The organism is Bacteroides sp. 2_2_4, assembly GCF_000157055.1.
In the GTDB taxonomy this organism is placed as follows: domain Bacteria; phylum Bacteroidota; class Bacteroidia; order Bacteroidales; family Bacteroidaceae; genus Bacteroides; species Bacteroides ovatus.
Genome location: NZ_EQ973357.1, coordinates 380,619 through 384,272, shown reverse-complemented (window position 1 = coordinate 384,272; position 3,654 = coordinate 380,619). Strand labels below are relative to the sequence as shown.

Sequence of the window (3,654 nt, the reverse complement as noted above, 5' to 3'; positions counted from 1 at the left end):
AGATTGTCGTTTTTACGTAGGGCGTTGCCCTACGCTATATAATTAAGCCCTTTCAGGGCACTCCGCAAAATTATCATTTACTATTCCGAGATATAAGTCAAGACAGTTTTTTAATCGTCAAATAGCAAATTAATAAAATGAAAGCAATCTTTTGTATCACAGGGCTTGCCATACAAGGTTTGACAATATCAGCCCAGGCACAAACCGGCAAACCGAATATTGTGGTTATTATGACCGATCAGCAGCGTGCCGATTTGTGCGGCAGGGAAGGTTTTCCGCTGGAAGTAACCCCTTTTGTCGACCGGTTGGCACAGGAGAATGTATGGTTCAATAAGGCATACACTGTGATGCCGGCCAGCTCTCCGGCACGTTGTTCCATGTTCACCGGGCGTTTTCCTTCCGCCACTCATGTACGCACGAATCATAATATTCCTGACATTTCCTATCAACAGGACTTAGTGGGCGTATTGAAAAAAAACGGATATAAAACAGCATTGGTCGGCAAGAATCACGCTTACCTGAAACCTGCCGACCTTGATTTCTGGTCTGAATACGGACACTGGGGAAAGCACAAAAAGACGACTCCCGCAGAGAAGGAGACTGCCCGTTTCCTGAATCAGCAAGCCAGGGGGCAATGGTTGGAGCCATCTCCCATCTCGCTGGAAGAACAGCATCCCACCAAAATCGTGAACGAAGCACTGGCATGGATTAAGCAGCAGAAAGAAAATCCTTTCTTCGTATGGGTCTCTTTTCCGGAACCTCACAACCCTTATCAGGTATGTGAACCCTATTACTCCATGTTCTCCCCCGATAAGCTTCCTGTCTTAAAGACCTCCCGTAAGGATTTGGCAAAGAAAGGAGAGAAATACCGTATTCTGGCGCAACTGGAAGACGCGTCCTGCCCGAACCTGGAACAAGACTTGCCTCGAATCCGTGCCAACTATATCGGAATGATCCGGTTGATAGACGATCAGATCAAGAGACTGATCGAATCATTGAAAGCCAGCGGACAATATGAAAACACCATCTTTGTCGTACTCTCCGACCACGGTGACTACTGGGGGGAATACGGATTGATCCGTAAAGGAGCCGGACTTTCCGAAAGCCTCGTACGTATCCCGATGGTATGGGCAGGATATCAAATCAAGAACCAGCCTGCCCCTATGGATAGCCACGTATCGATAGCCGACCTTTTCCCCACCTTCTGCTCTGTCATCGGTGCCGAAATACCGGCAGGAGTTCAGGGCCGTAGCTTGTGGCCGATGCTGACCGGAAAAGCTTACCCTAAAGAAGAATTCTCTAGCATGGTCGTACAACAAGGCTTCGGAGGAGCTGATGTCGGACTGGATGCCTCCTTGACTTTTGAACAGGAAGGAGCATTGACTTCCGGCAAAATAGCCCACTTCGACGAACTGAACACCTGGACGCAAAGCGGTACCTCACGCATGATAAGAAAGGATGACTGGAAACTGGTCATGAATCATTATGGTAACGGAGAACTTTATAATTTAAAGAAAGATCCTTCGGAAATTCATAATCTGTTTGGCGAGAAGAAATACAGCGAAATTCAAACAGAACTTCTGACCCGTTTACTGGCATGGGAGTTGCGTTTGCAGGACCCGTTGCCTCTCCCGCAAAGACGTTACCATTTTAAACAGAATCCATTTAATTATCTCCACCCGGAACACTAAAAAATAAGAAGATTGTACATACCTACGGATATTAAAAACATGATTCCATGAAGTCTGCCCCGCAACGGCCTATTTTTGTATCCGTAAACATAAAACAGAAATTTATGAAATTGATTTTGCGATTAGGATTGATCTTGTTTACAGGATTTATTTCCATCTCTACAGCATCAGCACAGTTATATGGAACGGCAGATACAAACGCTCCGGAACTACGTGTTCCGACATCTGTAAAGCCGGCATTTGATTATTGGATGAGGGACACTTGGGCTACGCTGGGTCCCGACGGTTATTATTATATCACAGGAACGACCTCTACCCCCGACCGTTACTTTCCGGGACAGAGACATTGCTGGGACTGGAACGACGGTTTGTACTTGTGGCGTTCCAAAGATATGAAGTCCTGGGAAGCCAGAGGACAAATATGGTCGATGGAAAAAGACGGAACCTGGCAAAAGAAGCCGAAAGTATATAAAGCAGGAGAGAAATATCAGAAGAAATCCATCAACGGTGATCCGATGGACAACCGCTTCCATGCAGTGTGGGCTCCGGAAATGCATTATATCAAAAGCGCGAAGAACTGGTTTATCGTTGCCTGCATGAATGAGTCGGCAGGTGGGAGAGGTTCTTTCATTTTGCGGAGCAAGACCGGAAAACCGGAAGGACCGTACGAGAATATCGAAGGTAATAAAGACAAAGCCATCTTCCCGAATATCGACGGAAGTTTGTTCGAAGATACGGACGGCACTGTCTACTTTGTCGGGCACAACCATTATATCGCCCGTATGAAACCGGATATGAGCGGATTTGCCGAGGAACTGAAAACATTGAAAGAGAAAAAATATAATCCGGAACCGTATATTGAAGGAGCGTTTATCTTCAAATACGATAACAAATATCACCTTGTACAGGCTATATGGTCGCACCGTACGTCGGAGGGAGATACCTATATCGAGAAAAAGGGAGTAACCTCGCCGAAGACACGTTATAGTTACGACTGCATCATCTCGACAGCCGATAATGTGTATGGTCCCTATAGCGAACGCTACAATGCCATCACGGGAGGAGGACACAACAACCTTTTCCAGGATAAGGATGGAAACTGGTGGGCTACCATGTTCTTCAATCCGCGTGGGGCACAGGCGGCGGAATATAAAGTGACGTGCCGTCCCGGATTAATTCCGATGATCTATGAGAATGGTAAATTCAAACCCAACTTTAATTATAATACCAAATGAAAACTTCTTTATTGATAGCAGGCAGCCTGGCTCTGGTCCCGATGACGTATGCGCAGGACAAACCGAATATTATTATCATACTGGCAGACGATTTGGGCTTCTCCGATCTTGGCTGTTTCGGTGGTGAGATTCATACACCGGTGTTGGATAAACTGGCAAAGAATGGCGTCCGTATGACGCAGATGTATAACAGTGCACGCAGTTGCCCGTCGCGTGCCAACCTGTTGACGGGGCTTTATCCGCATCAGACGGGATTGGGACACATGGACGGCAGTCATCCTGCTTGGCCGAAAGGATATTCCGGTTTCCGTTCCAATTCGGATAACGTCACGATTGCAGAAGTCCTGAAAGATGCCGGATATTTTACGGCTATGTCAGGAAAGTGGCATCTGGGGAATAAATCAAATCCCATTCTTCGTGGGTTTCAGGAATATTACGGACTGTTGGGCGGATTCAACTCTTTCTGGAATCCGGCGGTATATACCCGTTTGCCTAAAGACCGTACGCCCAGACACTATGAGGAAGGAACTTTCTACGCTACCAATGTGATAACGGATTATGCGATTGACTTTATCGACCAGGCACATCAGGAGAAGAAACCGTTGTTCCTGTATCTGGCCTATAACGCTCCCCATTTCCCTTTGCATGCGCCGAAAGAAGTGACCGATAAATATATGTCTCTCTATATGCAAGGATGGGATAAGATTCGTGACGCCCGCTGGAAACGG

At 46.7% G+C, this 3,654-nt stretch carries 3 protein-coding genes; all 3 read left to right on the top strand.

Features of this window, described 5'->3' with window-relative positions; genetic code table 11:
- Positions 1-137 precede the first annotated feature (137 nt).
- Entirely contained in the window at positions 138-1,691 is a 1,554-nt protein-coding gene (locus BSCG_RS20000; RefSeq protein WP_008775315.1) for a sulfatase, read from the top strand.
- Positions 1,692-1,738: 47 nt separating this feature from the next.
- A complete protein-coding gene (locus BSCG_RS20005) occupies positions 1,739-2,926 on the top strand; it encodes a family 43 glycosylhydrolase (RefSeq protein WP_032849384.1) in 1,188 nt (395 codons plus the stop codon).
- Positions 2,923-3,654: sulfatase-like hydrolase/transferase (locus BSCG_RS20010; protein WP_008775313.1), on the top strand; the 732-nt coding region annotated here is incomplete at its 3' end. The genes BSCG_RS20005 and BSCG_RS20010, both read left to right, overlap by 4 nt.